Origin of the sequence: Acinetobacter sp. ESL0695 (genome assembly GCF_029392135.1) — a bacterium.
Classification (GTDB): domain Bacteria; phylum Pseudomonadota; class Gammaproteobacteria; order Pseudomonadales; family Moraxellaceae; genus Acinetobacter; species Acinetobacter pollinis.
On sequence record NZ_CP113932.1, the window covers coordinates 132,603 to 152,397 of the forward strand.

Consider the following 19,795-nt stretch of genomic DNA (forward strand, 5'->3'; position numbering starts at 1 on the left):
TGTAATGAAATATAGATGTTGTGAGAGTAACACGTTGCTATTGATCTTCTTTTAATCAAATCTATAAAAATGTACTTGCATATTTTTATAGATGGCTCATATTAAATTAAAAGGACACAGAATATTTTAAATAAGTTTCAAGTGTATTAAACCTTAAATTTATTTAAAAAAGTGTGAAAAAGAAGGATGTATTAATTCCGCATAGCATGCGCAAGTAGTGAGGATAAACTATGAATATTGAAATCCGTACTGATAAGAATATTAAAAATAGTGAGCGTTTAATTAATTATGTGCGAGAAGAACTTCTAGAAAAATTTCAACGCTATGGCGAAAAAATTACACACTTTTCTGTGCATTTAAGCGATGAAAATGCTGCAAAAGGCGGGGATGATGATTTACGTTGTATGATTGAAGCGCGTCCAGCAGGCCTAAAACCTGTCGCAGTTTCACATAAAGCAGCAAATATTGATGCTGCAATTCACGGAGCACTAGACCGTCTTAAACGTAGCTTAGAACATTTATTTGAGAAAAAAGACCACCCTCGTAGCCATAAAGGCTTAGAAATTATTGAAGAATAAATAAATTTTGAACCTTCATATAAAAAGCGCCATTTGGCGCTTTTTTATCGTTTAAATGAAACTTTCTTGATAAACTGCTAGGGATAGTAGAGATAGATCTAAGCAGATTATAGTGAGCACTGTATGCTAACCACCGAACAACAATCATTTATTCAATCTCTTGAAGCGCTAGACATTGAAACAACACAATCGTTATTACAACAGGGATTAGATCCTAACTTTATTGACCCTGAAAATGGCCCACCTATTTCTATTGTATGTGATGGTATTTTTCAGTGGTGGGAAGTTGTTTGTGAGGCGTATGAAAATGAAAAACCGCTTTCAGATACTGAGAAACAAACACTTCTACAGCCACATCTTACGTTGTTAGATCTATTAATAGATGCCAAAGCAAATCTTCATCTTTGGGATGCAGATGAGTTTTATGGACCACTTTGGGATGCAGCAAGTGCAGCATGTGTACCAGCCGTTGAACGTCTGCTTGCACAGCAAGTTGATCCAAATACTAAAGATGATGATGATCTAACCATACTTTCATCGATCAGTCATTTATTCTTTGAATGTGATTATGACGAAATTGATTGGTCTCAAGCATTACCAGAAGAAAAAAACACATTAGACATGTTACGTGAGCATGGCGCAAAAATGTCAAAAGAGCTTATTTAATAAAATTGGATATAAATATGAAACAGCTATTCAAAATAACAATGCTGACCTCTGTCGTGTTTTCAACTGGACATGTATTTGCAGACAGTTTTTCTTTTGATCGTCCTGGTACTGGGTTTGGCACAGGAATTACCCCTGTAGGGCGTTTAGCATGGGAACAAAGTTTGCCTTCAGCAAGCTATACAAAAGCGAGTATTGCAAATGACCAACAGCAATCTGTTTCCTTACAAGAAGACATGGTATTTCGTACAGGTTTAACAAAGGATATGGAGTTACAGCTTGGTTGGGCTGGGCCTACTTGGCTAAAAACAACGCAAAATGGTAAGAAAACTACAGTTAATGGCTCAGGTGACATGAGCGTTGGTTTGAAAAAAGCCGTAGATTTACATGATGACCGAATGACGATGGCTCTTTTAGGGCAAGTTGTTATTGCTACAGGTAATCAAGAGTTTTCTAATCACGACAATATCTATGCAGTTTCATCAAGTGTCCAGTATGCACAAGATGATATTTTAACCACAGGCATTACTATGCGCTATGAAATGCAAAATAGTGACTGGGCGGTAACAGCTGTACCTACGTTAAGTTACAAATTGTCAAAAAAATGGTCTGGCTACTCTGAATTTGTTTATAGAAAACAAGAAAGTGAACATATTCAAACATCTGTAGCTACTGGTGTTATCTATGCACTGAACAATCGTATGCAATTCGATGCAAGTATTGGTGCTGGACTCAGTGGTGATGTACCTGACTATAAGGGTGGATTTGGCGTATCATTCCTGTTCTAGTGTGTTTTAAGCATTTGGACAAAACATGGGTTTTATAAAAAACAAGTTTTTTGCAGCACTGTGGATATTTACGCAGTGCTGTTTACTTTTTAGCATAGTGCATACAAGCCATGCAGAAGAGCCATTACTACCTGCATCACAAGCATTTCAATTTTCTGCAAATGCCTTGGATCATCAGCAGGCATCTTTATCTTGGAGTATTGCTCCACATTATTATCTTTATCAGCAAAAATTTACCATTCAAGAAAATGGCAAGACGGTTCAACTCAATTTTCCTCAGGCGGTTACACAACACGATGCGACCTTTGGAAAGAGTTTAGTTTATTTTAATCAAGTCGGTTTAAATATAAAAACGAGCGCCAATGCAACATACGATGTGAGTTGGCAGGGATGTGCGAAAGATCGGCTCTGTTACCCTCCACAGCATACCCAGTTCAAAACTGACCGTGATGGTTTGGTGCTAGATCAAAATCAGTCTCTTGGAAAATCGACGTTACTTGGCTTATCTGAGAAATCTGAAGAAGATAAAGTCATTACATCCCAGACAAATAGTCAGTCATTTGAAAGCAAAGTGGTGGGGGAAAAGGCCAATAAGAATGCTGTTGCCGAAGATGAAATTTTATCTACACGGCTTCACGATCATTCTTTTATATATGGACTCATTTTATTTTTGGGTCTAGGTATATTATTGGCATTTACACCGTGTTCGTTGCCCATGTTGCCCATTCTAAGCTCTTTAATTATACGAGAAAAAACAGGTACAAAGGCATGGGCAATCGCACTTGTCTTTGTGTGCAGTATGGCATGTGTATATGCAATTTTGGGTATGGTTGCCTCATATGCAGGTTTAGGATTTCAGCGTTGGTTACAACAGCCTGCAACACTGATTGCTTTTAGTATTTTATTTATTGTGTTTGCACTTAATCTATTTGGATTATTTGAAATTAAACTGCCTCAGTCATGGACTTCTCGTTTAGATCAAGTACAGTCTACGCAAAAAGGGGGGTCTTTTATTGGCGCAAGTGTCATGGGGGTTATTTCTGCCTTACTTGTTGGCCCTTGTATGACAGCACCACTGGCAGGTGCACTTCTTTTTATTGCACAAACGCAGAATCAGTGGCATGGCGCTATTTTACTCTTTGTTCTTGGTTTTGGAATGGGAGTTCCACTGCTTTTAGTTAGTATTTTAGGTACAAAAATTTTACCGAAAGCTGGTGAATGGATGTCACAGATTAAAGTGGTATTTGCATTTATTATGCTAGGTCTAGCTTTATACTTTTTAAGACCCCTCCTTTCTCCTGTGACCATGCATCTGGTGGCATGGCTACTTTATGTATGCTTTGCTATTTATCTCATATATGGCATTTTAAAATATACGAAAGGGTTAAAAATATTATTTGGTCTTTTGCTTTTAGCTGTTATTGCTGGTGCTGGATATCAACAATATCAATATGCACAAAACTCACAAGTCACGACCGATGCTGAAGTGAAATGGCATGTTGCAAAAAATGCAGAAGAGTTTGAACAGCTATTGAAAAATGCACCTCATGGACAAGCAATTGTTATTGATGTATATGCAAAATGGTGTGTGGCTTGCCAGCCTATTGAGCATCATATTTTAAAGCAAGTAAATGTTCAAAATGCTTTAACACCTTTTTATTTAATCAAACTTGATTTAAGTCAATACGATACTTCTCATCAAGCTTTATTGGCAAAATGGGATATTCTAGGGCCACCAACGTACTTATTTTTAGATGCTACACATCAAGAAAAAAGAGGTTTACGTTTGGTCGGTGAGTTTGAGGCACCACAGCTAATTCAACAACTTAAATTACTTAAAGAATCATAAGTAAAAAGGAGGCATAAAAGCCTCCTTTTTTATAGTTCTTCAATAAAACTTCTAGTATTTACAAGCGCTTGTTTTCCTTCTTCAAACCACTCATTAAACATAAAAAAGTTATGCCACATCCCTGTATATAGTTGGTAGTCCACAGTAACATCTACTGCTTCGGCCATTTCTTTTAATCGTTTTGCATCATCAAGTAATAAAGATTTACTACCTACTTGAATGAGTAGAGGTGGTAGACCTGTTAGATCACCATACAATGGCGAAATTCTAGGATCATCTGCTTCAAAGTTGGTATTAGCAGTATAGTAATGAATACTCTTTTGTAAGAATTGTAGAGAGGTGAGAGCATCGTGCTTTTGGTTGGAGCGTATAGATCTACTTGTGAGTGTAAGATCTAAAAATGGTGAAAACAACATTAATGCTCGAGGAAGGGGGACACTTTGTTTGCGTATGAATCGTTGTGTTAAAGCAAGTGCAAGGTTAGCACCGCTATCATCTCCAGCGAGAATAATATTTTGGGCATCTACACCAGACTCAAGTAATGCCAAATAAGCATTATAAATTGATTCACTTGATGTTGGGAAAGGTACTTCAGGAGCAAGCGGATACTCTAGATGAATGACCTGTGTTTGGGTCACTTGAGCAAGACGATATAACCATGCGCGGTGACTTTTTAATGAACCTATATGAAATCCACCACCGTGTAAGTATAAAATAACATATTCATTGGTTTGAATGGTGGGTGTAATTTTTTCAATATTTAGTCGTGCAAGCTGACTCTTTTCAACAGTAATATCTTGTTTATGTAATGGAAAAATAGACGTTGCATGATTAATATAAAATCGGTTAATTTGAGGCGAGAAGCGCCCTTGACTTGGGTAACGTATGGTTGTTTTTAATAAAGCTTCTGTAAGCCATTGCTTCCACATTTCTTGCATATTCATTTCCTTTATTTGTTATAAAATAAGTCATCTAAATTTAGAATACATATAATATGTATTATGTCAGGCCAACATTCGTTCGTCACATGACAAAATTGCAATATTGTTTTTAATTTAAGTGTCCGAACGATAGGTTCATGTGATTGAGGATGTACAAATGAAAAAATTATGCTTAATTTTAAGTATGCTTGGTGCAGCGGTGACCGCACATGCCGCAGACCCTTTAAACGGAACGTTATGGAAAACGATTGATGATGAAACAAATCAGCCAAAAGCTTTAGTTCGTTTTTCCGAGCAAAAAGATGGCATGCTTTCAGGAACTATTGAAAAAATTTTAGTACCTGGTGAAGATGGGCCATGCGAAGGGTGTGAAGGACCTTATCATAACAAACCTTTAAAAGGTGTAAGTATCGTACATCATTTAAAAAGTATTGGTGGCGGACAATATGCCAATGGCGAAATTACCGATCCTAAAAATGGTAAGACTTATAGCTTAAAGGGTGAAATTCTAAATCAGGGAAAGACGCTTAAATTGAGAGGTTATTTGGGTATTTCACTGTTGGGTCGTAATCAAATTTGGCAACGTGTTCAATAAATGTAAATCTTTTAAGTCTGCACACACATATGCAGACTTAAAGTCAAAGGCTTAATCTTTTAGGGCTTTGTAGGCATCTTCATTAAATCCAACAATTAATCCATTTGGTGTTTCCAGTACAGGTCTTTTAATCATACTGGTATTGGCTTGAAGAGTTTTAATTAGTTGGGTTTCGCTTTCTAATGCATGTTCTTGTGCCTGAGCATCTAGTTTTCGCCAAGTCGTCCCTTTTTTATTTAAAATAACATCTTGCCCAGCTTCTTCTAGCCACTGCTTTAAATGCTCTTCATCTATTCCTAACTTTTTGTAGTCATGAAATTCATATGATATTTCGAGCTGTGCCAATAAATCGAAAGCCTTCTTCATTGAGCTACAATTTTTTATGCCATAAATCTTTAACATAGTTGTGCTATTCCTAGTGATATAAGTACAAGCCTATCTAAGAATAGAGTAGATCTCTAGAGGTGATTTGGAAAAAATATTTTTGTGATATAAAATAGAGAAAACCCGCATTATATCATCCTGATTATGCGGGTCTCATAGTTTAACGTCCAGTGTCACATCCTTGAAAATAAATTAACGAGTTAACTTATTTTTTTCCATCCTACGGCTTCCAATCCTTGTGCTGTCATCCTGACATATCCCTTTGCCGTGCCCTTATATTGCGCTTATTTGAACAGAAAGCATAGACTCAAAAACGACAAAAGTTGTAGGTGATGAACCTATTCTGAGTGAACGAGTGTTCACAAATTAAATCAATTATCGAAATATATAGGTATATCATACAGCTACGATTTTATAAAACGATTATAAATATAAAGATATCTCATAAAATGAAATAGATATTGCTGAATAAAACATCTATTTCATTTCGAAAAAAACTAACGATTAGAAGCTATGCAATTTTATAATCGATAATGACAGGTGCATGATCGCTATACCACTGTTCTCGATAGACCCAAGCATTTACAGTACGTGCTTTCCAATCTGGTGAACAAGCTTGATAGTCAATTCGCCAACCAACATTTTTTGCTCTGGCTTGCCCACGGTTTGACCACCAAGAATAAAGTTCTGCCTCAGGGCGTACTTCTCTAAATGTATCAACATAGCCAAGCTCATCGTACATATGATCTAGCCATGCACGCTCATGAGGCAAACAACCTGATGAGTTTTTATTGCCTGACCAGTTTTTAATATCAATGCGTTTATGAACGATATTATAGTCACCACAAATAATGAGCGATTTATCTTCATCTCGCCATTGCTTTAAAATCTTTTGATAGTGCTCTAGAAATACTTCTTTTCTAGCTTGTGCCTCATCACCAGAAGAACCTGATGGAAGGTAAAGCGAGCAGATATAAACATTTTTGTCTAAGCCTAGATCAAATTCGGCAGCAGTAAAACGGCCTTGACTGTCTGCAAGTTCGAAACCAAGTCCATCTTTTACAGACACAAAAGGTAAGCGGCTATAAATTGCTGTACCTGCATAACCTGCTTTTTCAGCAGGAAATAGGTGTGTGTGCCACCCTTCAGGCTTAAATTGATCTGTCCATTGCGCATGTGTTATACGACTTTCTTGAATGCAAACAACATCTGCATCTGATTGCTCAAGCCATTCAAGAAGCCCTTTTTTTACAGATGCACGTAGACCATTGACGTTAAGAGAAACAACTCGAAGAATTTTTTCATCACTTGGATAGTGATCCTTTGGTATCATATGCCAGTTTGACCTCAGTATCTAAAAAAATGGAGCACCGCATGACAACGCCGAATCAATTTAACCCACAAGCTTTTATTGAACTTGCTCTATCACGTGGTGTGCTTAAGTTTGGTGAGTTTACTTTAAAATCGGGACGTGTGAGCCCTTATTTTTTTAATGCAGGCCTTTTGAATGATGGAGAAGCACTGTCTCTATTGGCGCAAGGTTATGCAGCACAGTTAACTACATGTAACGATGTGGAGGTCATTTTTGGACCTGCATATAAAGGCATCCCTTTTGTTGCAGCAACAGCAGTTGCTTTATCTCAACAATATAACCAAAGTGTACCATGGGGTTTTAACCGTAAGGAAGCCAAAGACCATGGTGAAGGTGGTGTTTTAGTCGGTGCCTCAGTGGCAGGCAAAAAAGTATGGATCATTGATGACGTGATTACAGCAGGTACAGCCATTCGTGAAGTGGTTGAGATTCTGAAAAATGCAGGTGCTAGTATTGCAGGTGTATTGGTTGCATTAGATCGTCAAGAACGTGGTCAAGGGGAACTTTCTGCAATTCAAGAAGTACAAAAAGAATTAGAAATCCCAGTACATGCACTTATTACGATGAAAGATCTAATGGATTATTTAGAACAAAAAGGTGATCTAGAATCACTTGCTGGTATGCAAGCCTATCGTGTCAAATACGGTATTTAAAATATAAGGAGCTGAAAAGCTCCTTTTTTTTATGATTCGGCTTTGAGTACTGCAATAATATCGGTATCTTCTTGATAGTCTTTGGTAACTTCTTTACACACAGCTTGTCCAACAATTATATTTTCGCCATTAAATGACGTGGTTGGCGATCCATAAAGCTCCCATCCTAAATTCAATGCTTTTGTAACACGTGCACAAAATGCTGAGTCATCTACACCTGTCAGATAACGATATAGTTTCATAATTGGATGCTCAAAAATTAAATTAATTTGCCATCATGACAGATCTATATTTTAAATTTAATCAATCGTTGTAAATATTTTACAGATGAAGACGTTTGTGATGTGTTTTAAGCTCGAAATGCTAGTATTAATACTCATGGAAATAATATTTAAAGGGAATAAAAACGATGAGAGTTAACAAGGATACTATTCTATGCATGTCACTTGCTGCTAAGCCAAGTAATTTTGGGACACGATTTCATAATTATTTATATGAAGCGCTTAATTTGAATTTTATGTACAAAGCTTTTGCACCGCATTGTATTGAGCAAGCGATACAAGGAGTACGTGGATTACCCGTTCGTGGCTGTGCTATTTCCATGCCGTATAAAGAGGTTGTTATTCCTTTAGTCGATGAAGTAGATTTATCTGCACAAGAGATTCATTCTGTAAATACCATTGTAAATACAGAGGGCATATTAAAAGCATATAATACTGACTATATTGCAATACAAAAAATTATTGAAAAACATGCAATCAATCCGAGCAGTTCATTTGTTTTAAAAGGTAGTGGAGGAATGGCCAAGGCCGTAGCTTTTGCATTAAAAAATAAAGGGTTTAAAGACGGTATCATTCTGGCAAAAAATGAAGTGTCAGGTTCTGCACTTGCTCAAGCAACCGGTTATATCTGGAAAAAAGAGTTGTCAGAGACTGACAAAATAGATCTATTAATTAATGCAACTCCGATTGGTATGCAGGGGGCAGGATATGAACAAATGCTTTCTTTTTCAGAAATGGAAATACAACGTGCCCAGATCATTTTTGACGTTGTTGCCTTGCCTGAGAATACACCTTTAATTCAGGTTGCTCAAAAATATAATAAAAAAATAATTTCTGGTTCAGAAGTGTTTGCTTTACAAGCACTGGAACAATTTTATCTATATACAGGAGTTTATCCTGAAAAAGAATTATTTGATGAAGCAGCAGCCTTTTCTCGTACGGGTGTATAGCAGTATGATGAACTAAATTTTAATTGAATGAGAAGAAAATAATGCGTGTACTTGTAGTGATGGATCCGATTGAGCAAGTCAATGTAAAAAAAGACTCGACAATGGCAATGTTATGGGCAGCCTCTCGCCGTGGTCACGAGCTTGGTTATGTACTACAGCAAGATTTATATATCAATCATGGTAAAGCATTTGGCCTTATTTCACCGCTTCAAGTTTTTGAAAAATCAGAAAAATACTATGAGTTAGGTGAGAAGCAATCGCAATCTTTGGCTGAATATGATGTGATCTTAATGAGGAAAGATCCTCCTTTCGACATGAACTTTGTATATACAACGTATATCTTAGAGCAGGCAGAAAGAGAAGGGGCGTGGGTAATCAATAGACCTCAATCGTTAAGAGATTGCAATGAAAAATTATTCGCAACTCAGTTCCCTCAATTACAGGTCCCTACACTGGTGACTTCTCAGCAATCGCTCATTCGTGAATTTATTCAAACGCATGAAGATGTGATTGTAAAACCACTCGATGGTATGGGAGGGAGTGGAATATTTCGTTTAAATGCACAAGGCGCAAATATTGGTTCAACATTAGAAATGCTGACTGAACTAGGTAAACAGCCAATCATGGCACAACGTTATATTCCCGAAATTACCGCAGGTGATAAACGTATTTTAATGGTAAATGGTGAGCCTATTCCGTATTGCTTGGCACGTATTCCACAAAATGGTGAAGTTCGAGGTAATTTAGCTGCAGGTGGACGAGGGGAGGCAAGACCACTTACAGAGAAAGACAAAGAAATCGCTGCACAAATTGGTCCTTTTTTACGTGAAAAGGGTTTAATTTTTGTTGGACTAGATGTCATCGGTGATTATGTCACTGAAATTAATGTAACAAGTCCAACATGTATTCGTGAAATTGATACTCAATTTGGAACCTCTATTGCCGATACCTTGTTTGATGTCCTTGAAAAGGGTCAAACAGTTTAATCGAAAAAACAAAGATGAGTGTTCTTTAGATGATGCTCATCTTTGTGAGATTGTTTGTATTTTTAATAAAAAAAGAGAAGCTGACTTGTAACAAGGCTGTTATGCAGAGTAGACTAGTAAGTACATTATGTGAAAATCATCTTTTGCAAGTTTTGAAAGTATTTGCTTGAAAATAGCTTGGTTTTTACATAAGGCATAAATTACTGAATGTGTGATACACAGTAATTTAGTGAATTTATTATATAGACAATAAAATTTAACTAAATTTGTTTAAACGATGTGAAAATCGTTCACGCAATAAGTAGTTTATGATTACAATAAGACCCGAAAATCTATAGTTTTATAGCTGAAGTATTATACACGTGAGCAATTCTCAAAAGCCCCAATCTAAACATATTCTTATGATGGCCGCAGGAACTGGAGGACATGTCTTTCCAGCGCTCGCCGTCGCTAAATTATTACAACAACAAGGGCATCAAATCTCATGGCTTGCAACGCCAAATGGTATGGAAAATAGGTTACTACAAAATGAAAATATTCCTATTTACCGTATTAATATTCAAGGTGTGAGAGGAAATGGCTTTATTCGAAAAATTGTTGCACCTTTTAAAGTGTTAAAAGCAACATTAGGTGTAATTAAAATTATTCAACAACAAAAAATAGACGTTGTTGCAAGCTTTGGAGGGTATGTTGCAGGGCCAGGTGGTTTAGCTGCACGTGCACTCGGTATTCCTGTATTAGTTCATGAGCAAAATGCGATTGCAGGTTTTACAAATCTTCAATTGGCACGGATGGCAAAGAAAATATGTCAGGCATTTCCAAAAACTTTTCCTGAGAGTGAAAAAGTCGTAACGACGGGTAATCCAGTACGTTGTGAAATTGCACAGACATTGAGTCCTGCTTGGCGTTATGAACAACGTGAAAAGGAAAATGCGCCGCTTAACATTTTAGTTGTTGGTGGATCTTTGGGAGCACAGGCATTAAATGAAACTTTGCCTGAAGCCTTTAAAAGGTTGACCGTGCCTTTGCATATTACACATCAGTGTGGTCAACAAAAACTAGAAGCAACACAAGCACAGTATGAAAATTTACCAAAACATATACAGGTAGATGTTGTTCCTTTTATTGAAGACATGGCTAAAGCATACAGTGATGCGGATCTAATTGTCTGTCGAGCAGGTGCCTTGACGGTTACTGAAGTTGCGACCGCTGGTGTGGCTGCTATTTTTATTCCACTACCAAGTGCTGTAGATGACCATCAGACCGCAAATGCACGCTTCTTATCTGATATAGGTGCAGCAAAGCTTTGTCCTCAAATAACATTTACGGTGGATCATGCAGTTGAGGTACTTACACCACTCATGAGTCGTGCATCATTATCTGAAATGGCAGTAAAAGCGCGTCAACATGCGCAACCAAATGCGACAGAAAAAGTCGCTCATTTAATTGAAATACTATAGTTAGAGAGTTATATGTCTCCAGCAATCCCTGCTCAACAAGCAAAAAAATTAATTAAAGTTCCTGAAATGCGTCGTATTAAGCATATTCATTTTGTAGGTATTGGTGGTGCTGGTATGTGTGGTATAGCTGAGGTTTTGAAAAACCAAGGTTACCATGTATCAGGTTCTGATATTAAAGCTTCAAAAACCACAGCCCAACTAGAAAAAGATGGCTTAGCAGTATTTATTGGCCATGCTGCTGACAATATAAAAAATGCTGATGTGATTGTGGTTTCAACAGCAATTGATCGTGAAAATCCTGAAGTCAAAGCGGCTATAGAACAACGCATCCCTTTAGTGCGTCGTGCAGAAATGCTAGGCGAGTTAATGCGCTATCGTCATGGTATTGCGGTTGCAGGTACACATGGAAAAACGACAACGACCAGTTTACTGACTACAATGCTTGCGGAAGAGAATTTTGATCCTACATATGTGATTGGTGGACTGCTAAATAGTACTGGTGTAAATGCAGCTTTAGGAGAAAGTCGTTTCATTGTTGCGGAAGCAGATGAATCAGATGCATCTTTTCTGCATTTACAACCTATGGCAGCAATTATTACCAATATAGATGCAGATCATATGGATACCTATGAGGGTAGCTTTGATAAGCTCAAAGACACTTTTGTAGAGTTTACTCGACGTCTTCCATTTTATGGCTTGGCAGTGGTTTGTGGTGATGATGCAAACATTAGAGAAATTATGCCAAGATTGGCAAGACCTATACTGACGTATGGTTTTGGTGAAGATAACGATATTCGTGCGATTGATATATTACAAGATGGGATGCAGTCACACTTTACCGTGTTGCGTAAAGGTCACGAGCCATTACGGTTAACGATTAATCAGCCAGGATTACATAACATCTTAAATGCCTTAGCTGCAATAGGTGTTGCAACAGATGAAGGTGTATCTGATGGTGCAATCAGTCGTGCCTTAGCAGGATTTAGTGGTGTTGGGCGTAGATTCCAAATTCAAGGTGAATATCCGCTTAATGAAGGGACGGTAAAACTTGTAGATGATTATGGTCATCATCCGAAAGAAGTGGATGCAACGATTAAAGCTGCACGCCAAAGCCATCCCGATCGACGTTTAGTGATGGTATTTCAACCCCATCGTTTCTCAAGAACACGAGATTGTTTTGACGATTTTGTAGATGTTCTCTCTGAGGTTGATCAACTTATTTTATTAGAAGTATATCCAGCAGGTGAAAAACCAATTGTTGGTGCGGATAGTCGTGCATTGGCACGCAGTATTCGTCTACGTGGTCAGGTCGAGCCAATACTCATAGATCCAATTGATGAAAAGCACCTTGAAAATGTTATTAAAAGCGTATTACAGTCCAATGACTTGGTGCTCACACAAGGTGCGGGTAACGTAGGTGCTATTTCTGCAGATTTAGCACAGAAAAAATTGTTTCTGTAATTTCAAGCTATCTGGTTTTTATTCATATTGTGTAAGGAAATAAACGTGTCAAATGCTTCTAAATTCGGCAAAGTCGCGGTGTTACTTGGAGGTCGTTCTGCTGAAAGAGATGTCTCTTTAGACAGTGGAAACTCTGTGCTTGCATCTTTATTGCGTTCAGGTGTTGAGGCTGAAGCATTTGATCCTAAAGTGCGTTCTGTCACTGAGCTTGTGAACTATGATCGTGCATTTATTGTACTGCATGGCCGAGGTGGTGAAGATGGTCAGATTCAAGGTGTACTTGAATGGCTGAACCTTCCCTATACAGGAACAGGTGTACAGGGCTCTGCCATTGGTATGGATAAAGTTAAAACAAAACAAATTTGGCAGGGAAGTGATTTACCGACAGCACCTTATCGTATTGTAACGAAAGATACTTTAGCTAAAGATGTGATTGACGCGCTTGGATTGCCATTGATTATTAAACCAGTACATGAAGGTTCAAGTATTGGAATGAGCAAAGTTGAAAAAGCAGAAGACTTTGCTTCAGCTATTGAAAAAGCAACGGCACTTGATGATGTTGTTATGGCTGAAAAATGGATTACAGGAAAAGAGTATACTATTGTGGTTTTAAATGGTCAGGCTTTACCTGTTATTCGACTACAGCCACCTGAAGACGTTGCTTTTTATGATTACGATGCAAAATATCAGCGTAATGATGTGCAGTATGGTATTCCAAGTGGTTTATCTAGTGAAGATGAAGAAGCATTACAATCTTTAACCTTACGTGCTTTTCAGGCAGTCGGTGCAAGTGGGTGGGGACGTATAGACGCAATGCGCGATGAACATGGGAATTTTTGGTTACTTGAAGTGAATACTGTACCAGGAATGACCAGCCACTCTCTTGTTCCTAAAGCTGCGCAAGCTGTTGGCTACAGTTTCGATGCATTATGTTTGGCTATCTTAGAGCAAACACTTAAGGTGGCTGACTAGTTTATGGCTCAACTACCTGCAGCAATGCGCCGTAAACGTACGGCAGCAGTGACATCTATTCACGATAAACCGCCCTCTAAGAAGGAAAAAATAGCAAATATTGGTGGATGGCTTTTGCTTGTATTTGCAACGGTCATCGCATTAGTTGGTGCGTATGGGCTGTATAAGGTGATTACAGATGCACATGTTGCAGACTTGGATGTTGTAGGTGTTGATTCTTCTGTAGAAAAACAGCAGGTAGTGAGCTATGTTCAACCTGTGGTAAAAAACAATTATTTTACTGCAGATTTAGAGCAAATTCGTGATCGTGCTTTAGAAATTTCATGGATTGACCATGTGGTTGTTTCTCGTGCATGGCCGGATCAGATTCGTTTACGTATTATTCCTCAGCATCCTGTGGCTCGCTGGGGAACAGGTCGTCTTTTAAGTGATAATGGTACGGTGTTTAAAGAAGCTGTACCGCAAAATCATAATAATCTGCCATTACTGCATGGACCTGCAAGTCAGGCTCAATTGATGATGCGAAGATACAATGAGATTAATCAGTTGTTCCAACCTTTAAATTTACACTTAAAGGAGTTGTATCTTACAGAGCGGATGACGTGGTTTATGCAGTTTGATACAGGTTTAAGAATTATTGTTGACCAAGATCAAACAATGAGTAAACTGCAACGTCTAAGTCAAATGGCATCTAGAGACTTACAACCAGTATGGGCACAAATCGCGACAATTGATTTACGTTACAGAAATGGATTATCTATTCAATGGAAAGGACGTCCACCAGTATTTCATGGACAATTTGTTGTAACGAATAATGACAGTAGCATTGCAGCTAAACAGAAGACCAAGTGATAATATGCGGTTTTTTAATATAACAGGCGGTCAATACGCCAAAACTAAATGATAAATGAATGGTATTAGGTAATGAGTGACGCTGTTTCCTCAGTTGTAGCAATAGATATTGGAACGCATAAGATTGCTGTTCTAATTGGAAAGGTACATGCACCAGACAACATTGAAGTTGTGGGTATGGCCACCGCGCGAAACCGTGGAATGAGTAAAGGTAAAATTGTAAGTTTGGATAAAGTGATTTCTGCAATAAAAAATGCAGTATCCGAGGCTGAAGATATGGCTGAATGCCGTATCCATTCAGCATGGGTCTCTATTCCAAGTACTGATTTGAAAAGCTTTTATGCTGTGGGCACAACATCTATTATTAACCCAGAAAAAATTATTACAACAAATGAAGTTGTGCGTGCATTAGAGCTCGCAAAAGAGCAATATATTATACCAGACTACTATTTATCTAGCGCCGTTCCTTTAGGTTTTGAATTAGATGGTACGGATCAGTGGGTGGTGAATCCTGTAGATATGTCTGCACAGCAAATTACTGGTCACTATCAGTTGATGATGTTACCCATTCATACGATGCAAAATTTAGATCGTGCAATGAAAGGTGCTAGTATAGGCGTCGAGAAGATGATTATTTCTTGTCTGCCAACAGCTGAAGCAAGTTTATTGCAAGATGAAAAAGATTATGGTGTTTGTCTGATTGATATCGGTGCAAGTACAACGAACGTTGCTGTATATTTAGATGGTCGACTTGCATTAACACAGACTTATACCATTGGTGGTGAAAATGTAACCCGAGATATTGCTGCTGTCCTACAGACGACGACAGAAGAAGCAGAAAGACTTAAAGTTTTACATGGTTGTATCGATTTACATGCTGTAAAGCCAGATCATATGATCCAAGTGCATGGTATTGAAGGTCCTCAGACAATTAGTCGTATAGAACTCAGTGAGATTATTATAGCGCGCTATGAAGAGATCTTAAATAAAGTTCGTTATGACTTAGAGGCGACAGGAGCCATTCATGGGTTGTATCATGGTATTGTGTTAACAGGTGATGCTTGTCAAATTGAAGGTATGATTAGCTTTACACGTAAAATCGTTGGTATTTCTGCACATCTTGGTAACGCACCAATTGCAGTAACAGCAGCAGACGAATTACTTCCTGCACTTAGACGATCTCAGTATGCAACAGCAGCTGGGTTACTTATGTACAGTCAGAGTGAAACATCAGAAGCATTTGATGTAGAAAGTGATGAAGTAGATCAAACGTTTGTAGAGCGTTTAAAAAGTGGATGGAATACATTAAACAATAAGCTGAAGTCAATTTTTTGAGTTAAATTCAGTTTAGACATTGTTGGGATGTTGTAAGTGAGAGCGTTCATGCTTGACAAAGGTAACCCTCTCGCTTCATCCTAAAAAAAATTTGTATTTTTAGTTATGAAGTGCAAGGCAGTATACGGGCTCAAGTGACTGCCAATAAACATTAGGAACACTCAAGGTCATGGCCTCATTTGAATTTTTAGACGACGAACAAGTTGATGGTAACGGTCAAGCCCGTTTCACTGTATTTGGTGTTGGGGGTGGCGGTGGTAACGCTGTTCAACACATGGTGCAATCTGACATTAAAGGTGTGAAGTTTGTTTGTGCAAATACAGATAAACAAGCACTCGATCGTATGAACGCACCTTTTAAAATCCAACTTGGTGAGCAAAGCACTCGTGGTTTGGGTGCAGGTGCAAACCCTGAAGTGGGTCAAATTGCAGCAGAAGAAAGCCGTGAGCAAATTCGTCAGCACCTAGAAGGTGCAGACATGGTATTTGTAACTGCAGGTATGGGCGGTGGTACAGGTACAGGTGCTGCGCCAGTGGTTGCAGAAGTTGCTAAAGAGATGGGGCTACTTACGGTTGGTGTGGTGACTACACCATTTAACTTTGAAGGTCGTCGTCGCCAAAAATCTGCTGAAAAAGGGATTGAAGCTTTAGAACAGTTTGTAGATTCGTTAATTATTATTCCTAACGAACGTCTACTAAATGTGTATGGCGATATTTCAATGCAAGATGCTTATCGTAAAGCAGATGATGTTTTACTTAGCGCTGTACGTAGTATTTTTGATCTTGTTGTGCGTCCTGGGCATATTAACCTTGACTTTGCTGACTTAAAAACAGCAATGAGCACACGTGGTTATGCAATGATGGGTGAGGGTAAAAGCTCAGGTCCTGAGCGTGCTGAAGAGGCAGCTCGTTTGGCTATTCGTAGCCCATTGCTAGATAACGTAAATATTATGAATGCTAAGGGTGCGCTCATTAATATTACAGGTGGTAATGACGTTACTTTACGTGAAACCCAAATCATTACTGACGTAGTCAATCAAATTGTTGACTTAGATGAAGGTGAAATTTTCTTCGGTACAGTATTTGACCCTGAAGCACGCGATGAAATTCGTGTTACTGTCATCGCAACTGGTCTAACACGTAATGCAAATAAGCAAGAATCTAGACCTTCAAAAGTTGCTGTACATCAGGCAGCTCACCAACAGGCTGCACGTCAGCAACCAGTGTCTGAAGATGAGATTCCTGCGATTCAAAGACAGCAACAGGCTGAAAATGCATCACAACATGAGCCAACGGCAGCACAGTCGAATTCAAGACCTAGTCCAATGAGTATTCAAGAATACCTTAAAAAACAACAAGGTAGATAATATTTATTTAGCCGATAGGTTTAATCTGAAAAAAGGTAGGTGTTTCATCTACCTTTTTTCTTTTTTATCAATGGCTAAATGTGCTAACGTATAGCGGATTTATAGGTAGAAGATGAGTACAGATGTTGAAACAGCGTACCCTCAAACGTGTTGTTAAAGCCAGCGGAATTGGTTTGCATAGCGGACAAAAAGTCATGATTAATTTTGTGCCGCATACGGTTGATTCGGGCATTGTTTTTCGTCGTATAGATGTCAATCCGCCTGTAGACATTCCTGCAGATGCAATGCTAATACAAGAAGCATTTATGTGTTCGAACCTGATTCAGGGTGACTTTAAAGTAGGTACAATTGAGCATGTGATGAGTGCGATTGCTGCACTAGGCATAGATAACTTAATTGTTGAAGTTTCAGCTTCAGAAGCACCTATTATGGACGGTAGTGCAGGGCCATTTATTTACTTGCTTATGCAAGGTGGACTTGTTGAGCAAGACGCCCCGAAAAAATTTATTAAAATTTTAAAACCTATCGATGCTCAGATTAATGATAAAACTGCAAAATTTTCACCACATGAAGGTTTTCAGCTGAACTTTACAATAGATTTTGATCATCCTGCTTTTGCGAGAGAATACCAATCGGCCACTATCGATTTTTCTACTGAAACTTTTGTGTATGAAGTAAGTGATGCGCGTACCTTTGGTTTTATGAAAGATTTAGATTTTTTAAAAGCGAATAATTTAGCTTTAGGTGCAAGTTTGGAAAATGCCATTGGAGTAGATGAAAATGGTGTCGTGAATGAAGAAGGTTTGCGTTATAACGATGAATTCGTTCGCCATAAAATTTTAGATGCTGTAGGCGATCTTTATTTGTTAGGTTATCAAGTTATTGCAAAATTTGATGCTTATAAATCGGGGCATGCGCTAAATAATCAGTTATTGCGCAATGTTAAAAATGATCCTTCTTCTTATGAAATTGTAACATTTGATGATATAAAAAACTGTCCTATTCCTTATGTTAGTGTAATTTAAGCATTTAATTTTAAAATTATGGCTATTGAAATATAGCAAGTAAAATTGATCATTTAGATAAAAACCATAATAATTGGGTGGTCTATTTTTTACGGTTTACAAAGTTAAGTAGTGCTTGGCTAAGTTTAGGGTCTGTAACAAAACTTGCTGCACTTTCAAGCATGCTTTGAGTTTCTTGAGGAAGAGGAACAGCATCTTTCTGAGTTTCTTTGGGTTTGGACTGAAAGCGCAACCTTACATGGATTTTTTCTAAGTCTTTAAAGTCATCTAATTGAGATAACTTTTGTATATAGTTTTTTTGCAGGTAACCGAGCTGACTCACCATTGCTTGATTTTCACCAGTAATTGTTAAGATACCATGTTGATAACATGCGATTTGCCAATCTTCTGGTTGAGGCAATATGGGTTGAATAATCTTTGTAAGCTTTTGCCAGTAAGCCACTTGCTGGGTTAAGTGTTTTACGTTACTTGATTTATTTATTTTTTTATTTGCTGTTTCGAAAAACTTGGTGGGTTGTGACATTTCATAACTCTCATTTAATACCAAATGAGATGTTAATGGAATTATGCGTATTCAAACAAGGGTTCTGAAACGATTTAGGTTAAACCCACATATTGGGAACATTTATGCGCCGTATTTTTTTTGCCTTGTCCGTCCTTGCATCCACCCCTTTTGCTTATGCAGATTTGATTGAAAATTATAGTAGTCAACGAATAACTGAATCACGTGAACAGCAGAATCGTTTAAAAGATAAGACGAATGTTGTTTCAAATATTGCTGCGAAGAATAGCCGATTCTCAGAAAAAAATGCCGTCATGAATTGGCTAACACAGCATCCATTACCCAATGCACGTATGAGCTCTGATTTTGGAGAGCGTGTGATGTTTGGAAAAAGAGAAGGTCATTCAGGCGTTGATTTTGCCGCACCGACAGGTACACCTATTGTCGCTTCAGGTTCTGGATTAGTGGTACGTGCTGGATGGGTGACAGGTTACGGTCAATTTGTAGAAATTAACCATGGAAACGGTTACCTTACACGTTATGGACATGCCTCACGCCTTTTAGTGAAAGTAGGAGATCGTGTAGAGGCTGGAGAGGAAATTGCAAAAGTAGGTTGCACAGGGAGATGTACAGGTTCACATTTACATTATGAAATTGTACTTGATGGAAAGCGTAAGAACCCTGAAACTTATTTAGCAATGTTGCCATAAGTTGCATATAAAAACTGATGTATAATATGGCCAGTAAAATCTCTATAAGCTAGAAAAATAGGGCTTTAT

General features: G+C 38.0%; 21 protein-coding genes. 16 read left to right on the forward strand and 5 right to left on the reverse strand.

Going from position 1 to position 19,795, the window contains the following annotated elements:
* Positions 1-230 precede the first annotated feature (230 nt).
* The 4 genes from OZX61_RS00680 to dsbD all read left to right on the forward strand — a co-directional run bounded on the left by OZX61_RS00680 (position 231) and on the right by dsbD (position 3,881).
* Positions 231-578, forward strand: coding sequence for an HPF/RaiA family ribosome-associated protein (locus OZX61_RS00680; RefSeq protein ID WP_195771990.1), 348 nt, complete (start codon positions 231-233; stop codon positions 576-578).
* Between the two features lie 123 nt (positions 579-701).
* Positions 702-1,244 carry an ankyrin repeat domain-containing protein gene (locus tag OZX61_RS00685; RefSeq protein ID WP_277094977.1) on the forward strand — a complete coding sequence of 181 codons (543 nt, stop codon included), beginning with the start codon at positions 702-704 and terminating at the stop codon, positions 1,242-1,244.
* A gap of 17 nt (positions 1,245-1,261) precedes the next feature.
* A complete protein-coding gene (locus tag OZX61_RS00690) occupies positions 1,262-2,032 on the forward strand; it encodes a transporter (RefSeq protein WP_195771988.1) in 771 nt (256 codons plus the stop codon).
* 25 nt (positions 2,033-2,057) lie between these two features.
* Positions 2,058-3,881: a protein-disulfide reductase DsbD gene (dsbD, locus tag OZX61_RS00695; RefSeq protein ID WP_277094979.1), complete on the forward strand. Its 1,824-nt coding sequence runs from the start codon at positions 2,058-2,060 to the stop codon at positions 3,879-3,881.
* 29 nt (positions 3,882-3,910) lie between these two features.
* Here dsbD and OZX61_RS00700 read toward each other — a convergent pair whose 3' ends face one another.
* Complete coding sequence (locus OZX61_RS00700) at positions 3,911-4,825, reverse strand: alpha/beta hydrolase (protein WP_277094980.1); 915 nt, start codon at positions 4,823-4,825, stop codon at positions 3,911-3,913.
* Between the two features lie 154 nt (positions 4,826-4,979).
* Here OZX61_RS00700 and OZX61_RS00705 point away from each other — a divergent pair, with 154 nt between their 5' ends.
* On the forward strand, positions 4,980-5,417 hold the full coding sequence (locus OZX61_RS00705) for a DUF2147 domain-containing protein (RefSeq protein ID WP_277094981.1): 438 nt from the start codon (positions 4,980-4,982) through the stop codon (positions 5,415-5,417).
* 51 nt (positions 5,418-5,468) lie between these two features.
* On the opposite strand, the gene OZX61_RS00710 is transcribed toward OZX61_RS00705, so the two are convergent.
* Positions 5,469-5,819 (reverse strand): Spx/MgsR family RNA polymerase-binding regulatory protein, encoded by a 351-nt coding sequence (locus OZX61_RS00710; RefSeq protein ID WP_277094982.1) that lies wholly within the window; start codon positions 5,817-5,819, stop codon positions 5,469-5,471.
* Between the two features lie 493 nt (positions 5,820-6,312).
* On the reverse strand, positions 6,313-7,134 hold the full coding sequence (locus OZX61_RS00715; protein ID WP_195771983.1) for an exodeoxyribonuclease III: 822 nt from the start codon (positions 7,132-7,134) through the stop codon (positions 6,313-6,315).
* A gap of 41 nt (positions 7,135-7,175) precedes the next feature.
* On the opposite strand from OZX61_RS00715, the gene pyrE reads away from it, so the two are divergent.
* Positions 7,176-7,826 carry an orotate phosphoribosyltransferase gene (gene pyrE / locus OZX61_RS00720; RefSeq protein ID WP_195771982.1) on the forward strand — a complete coding sequence of 217 codons (651 nt, stop codon included), beginning with the start codon at positions 7,176-7,178 and terminating at the stop codon, positions 7,824-7,826.
* Positions 7,827-7,855: 29 nt separating this feature from the next.
* On the opposite strand, the gene OZX61_RS00725 is transcribed toward pyrE, so the two are convergent.
* Entirely contained in the window at positions 7,856-8,068 is a 213-nt protein-coding gene (locus OZX61_RS00725; protein WP_277094983.1) for a DUF1737 domain-containing protein, read from the reverse strand.
* Positions 8,069-8,265: 197 nt separating this feature from the next.
* On the opposite strand from OZX61_RS00725, the gene OZX61_RS00730 reads away from it, so the two are divergent.
* The 9 genes from OZX61_RS00730 (at position 8,266) to lpxC (ending at position 18,514) form a co-directional block, all read left to right on the forward strand.
* Complete coding sequence (locus tag OZX61_RS00730; protein ID WP_277094984.1) at positions 8,266-9,057, forward strand: shikimate 5-dehydrogenase; 792 nt, start codon at positions 8,266-8,268, stop codon at positions 9,055-9,057.
* A gap of 41 nt (positions 9,058-9,098) precedes the next feature.
* Positions 9,099-10,043, forward strand: coding sequence for a glutathione synthase (gene gshB / locus OZX61_RS00735; protein ID WP_277094985.1), 945 nt, complete (start codon positions 9,099-9,101; stop codon positions 10,041-10,043).
* A gap of 362 nt (positions 10,044-10,405) precedes the next feature.
* On the forward strand, positions 10,406-11,503 hold the full coding sequence (gene murG / locus OZX61_RS00740) for an undecaprenyldiphospho-muramoylpentapeptide beta-N-acetylglucosaminyltransferase (RefSeq protein ID WP_277094986.1): 1,098 nt from the start codon (positions 10,406-10,408) through the stop codon (positions 11,501-11,503).
* Between the two features lie 12 nt (positions 11,504-11,515).
* Positions 11,516-12,964 carry a UDP-N-acetylmuramate--L-alanine ligase gene (murC, locus tag OZX61_RS00745; RefSeq protein ID WP_195771970.1) on the forward strand — a complete coding sequence of 483 codons (1,449 nt, stop codon included), beginning with the start codon at positions 11,516-11,518 and terminating at the stop codon, positions 12,962-12,964.
* A 45-nt stretch (positions 12,965-13,009) separates the two neighbouring features.
* Positions 13,010-13,936, forward strand: a complete 927-nt coding sequence (locus OZX61_RS00750; protein ID WP_277094987.1) for a D-alanine--D-alanine ligase — start codon at positions 13,010-13,012, stop codon at positions 13,934-13,936.
* Between the two features lie 3 nt (positions 13,937-13,939).
* Positions 13,940-14,788 (forward strand): cell division protein FtsQ/DivIB, encoded by an 849-nt coding sequence (locus OZX61_RS00755; RefSeq protein ID WP_277094988.1) that lies wholly within the window; start codon positions 13,940-13,942, stop codon positions 14,786-14,788.
* Between the two features lie 72 nt (positions 14,789-14,860).
* On the forward strand, positions 14,861-16,123 hold the full coding sequence (gene ftsA, locus OZX61_RS00760) for a cell division protein FtsA (RefSeq protein WP_277094989.1): 1,263 nt from the start codon (positions 14,861-14,863) through the stop codon (positions 16,121-16,123).
* A 169-nt stretch (positions 16,124-16,292) separates the two neighbouring features.
* Positions 16,293-17,489: a cell division protein FtsZ gene (gene ftsZ, locus OZX61_RS00765; RefSeq protein ID WP_195771963.1), complete on the forward strand. Its 1,197-nt coding sequence runs from the start codon at positions 16,293-16,295 to the stop codon at positions 17,487-17,489.
* A gap of 122 nt (positions 17,490-17,611) precedes the next feature.
* Positions 17,612-18,514, forward strand: coding sequence for a UDP-3-O-acyl-N-acetylglucosamine deacetylase (gene lpxC, locus OZX61_RS00770; protein ID WP_195771961.1), 903 nt, complete (start codon positions 17,612-17,614; stop codon positions 18,512-18,514).
* 82 nt (positions 18,515-18,596) lie between these two features.
* Here lpxC and OZX61_RS00775 read toward each other — a convergent pair whose 3' ends face one another.
* The gene (locus OZX61_RS00775) at positions 18,597-19,037 is read right to left on the reverse strand and encodes a DUF721 domain-containing protein (RefSeq protein ID WP_277094990.1); all 441 of its coding nucleotides are present in this window, start codon (positions 19,035-19,037) and stop codon (positions 18,597-18,599) included.
* A 104-nt stretch (positions 19,038-19,141) separates the two neighbouring features.
* On the opposite strand from OZX61_RS00775, the gene OZX61_RS00780 reads away from it, so the two are divergent.
* Positions 19,142-19,726 (forward strand): M23 family metallopeptidase, encoded by a 585-nt coding sequence (locus OZX61_RS00780; protein WP_195771958.1) that lies wholly within the window; start codon positions 19,142-19,144, stop codon positions 19,724-19,726.
* The last annotated feature ends 69 nt before the right edge of the window (positions 19,727-19,795 follow it).

Bases quoted from the DNA above. Each gene is read 5' to 3' on its own strand.
- OZX61_RS00755 (WP_277094988.1), top strand. From the start codon at position 13,940: ATGGCTCAACTACCTGCAGCAATGCGCCGTAAACGTACGGCAGCAGTG.
- OZX61_RS00715 (WP_195771983.1), bottom strand. From the start codon at position 7,134: ATGATACCAAAGGATCACTATCCAAGTGATGAAAAAATTCTTCGAGTT.
- pyrE (WP_195771982.1), top strand. From the start codon at position 7,176: ATGACAACGCCGAATCAATTTAACCCACAAGCTTTTATTGAACTTGCT.
- ftsA (WP_277094989.1), top strand. From the start codon at position 14,861: ATGAGTGACGCTGTTTCCTCAGTTGTAGCAATAGATATTGGAACGCAT.
- dsbD (WP_277094979.1), top strand. From the start codon at position 2,058: ATGGGTTTTATAAAAAACAAGTTTTTTGCAGCACTGTGGATATTTACG.
- OZX61_RS00775 (WP_277094990.1), bottom strand. From the start codon at position 19,037: ATGTCACAACCCACCAAGTTTTTCGAAACAGCAAATAAAAAAATAAAT.
- ftsZ (WP_195771963.1), top strand. From the start codon at position 16,293: ATGGCCTCATTTGAATTTTTAGACGACGAACAAGTTGATGGTAACGGT.
- OZX61_RS00705 (WP_277094981.1), top strand. From the start codon at position 4,980: ATGAAAAAATTATGCTTAATTTTAAGTATGCTTGGTGCAGCGGTGACC.
- OZX61_RS00680 (WP_195771990.1), top strand. From the start codon at position 231: ATGAATATTGAAATCCGTACTGATAAGAATATTAAAAATAGTGAGCGT.
- OZX61_RS00710 (WP_277094982.1), bottom strand. From the start codon at position 5,819: ATGTTAAAGATTTATGGCATAAAAAATTGTAGCTCAATGAAGAAGGCT.
- OZX61_RS00780 (WP_195771958.1), top strand. From the start codon at position 19,142: ATGCGCCGTATTTTTTTTGCCTTGTCCGTCCTTGCATCCACCCCTTTT.
- murC (WP_195771970.1), top strand. From the start codon at position 11,516: ATGTCTCCAGCAATCCCTGCTCAACAAGCAAAAAAATTAATTAAAGTT.
- OZX61_RS00725 (WP_277094983.1), bottom strand. From the start codon at position 8,068: ATGAAACTATATCGTTATCTGACAGGTGTAGATGACTCAGCATTTTGT.
- gshB (WP_277094985.1), top strand. From the start codon at position 9,099: ATGCGTGTACTTGTAGTGATGGATCCGATTGAGCAAGTCAATGTAAAA.
- OZX61_RS00690 (WP_195771988.1), top strand. From the start codon at position 1,262: ATGAAACAGCTATTCAAAATAACAATGCTGACCTCTGTCGTGTTTTCA.
- OZX61_RS00700 (WP_277094980.1), bottom strand. From the start codon at position 4,825: ATGAATATGCAAGAAATGTGGAAGCAATGGCTTACAGAAGCTTTATTA.
- OZX61_RS00730 (WP_277094984.1), top strand. From the start codon at position 8,266: ATGTCACTTGCTGCTAAGCCAAGTAATTTTGGGACACGATTTCATAAT.
- lpxC (WP_195771961.1), top strand. From the start codon at position 17,612: ATGTTGAAACAGCGTACCCTCAAACGTGTTGTTAAAGCCAGCGGAATT.
- OZX61_RS00685 (WP_277094977.1), top strand. From the start codon at position 702: ATGCTAACCACCGAACAACAATCATTTATTCAATCTCTTGAAGCGCTA.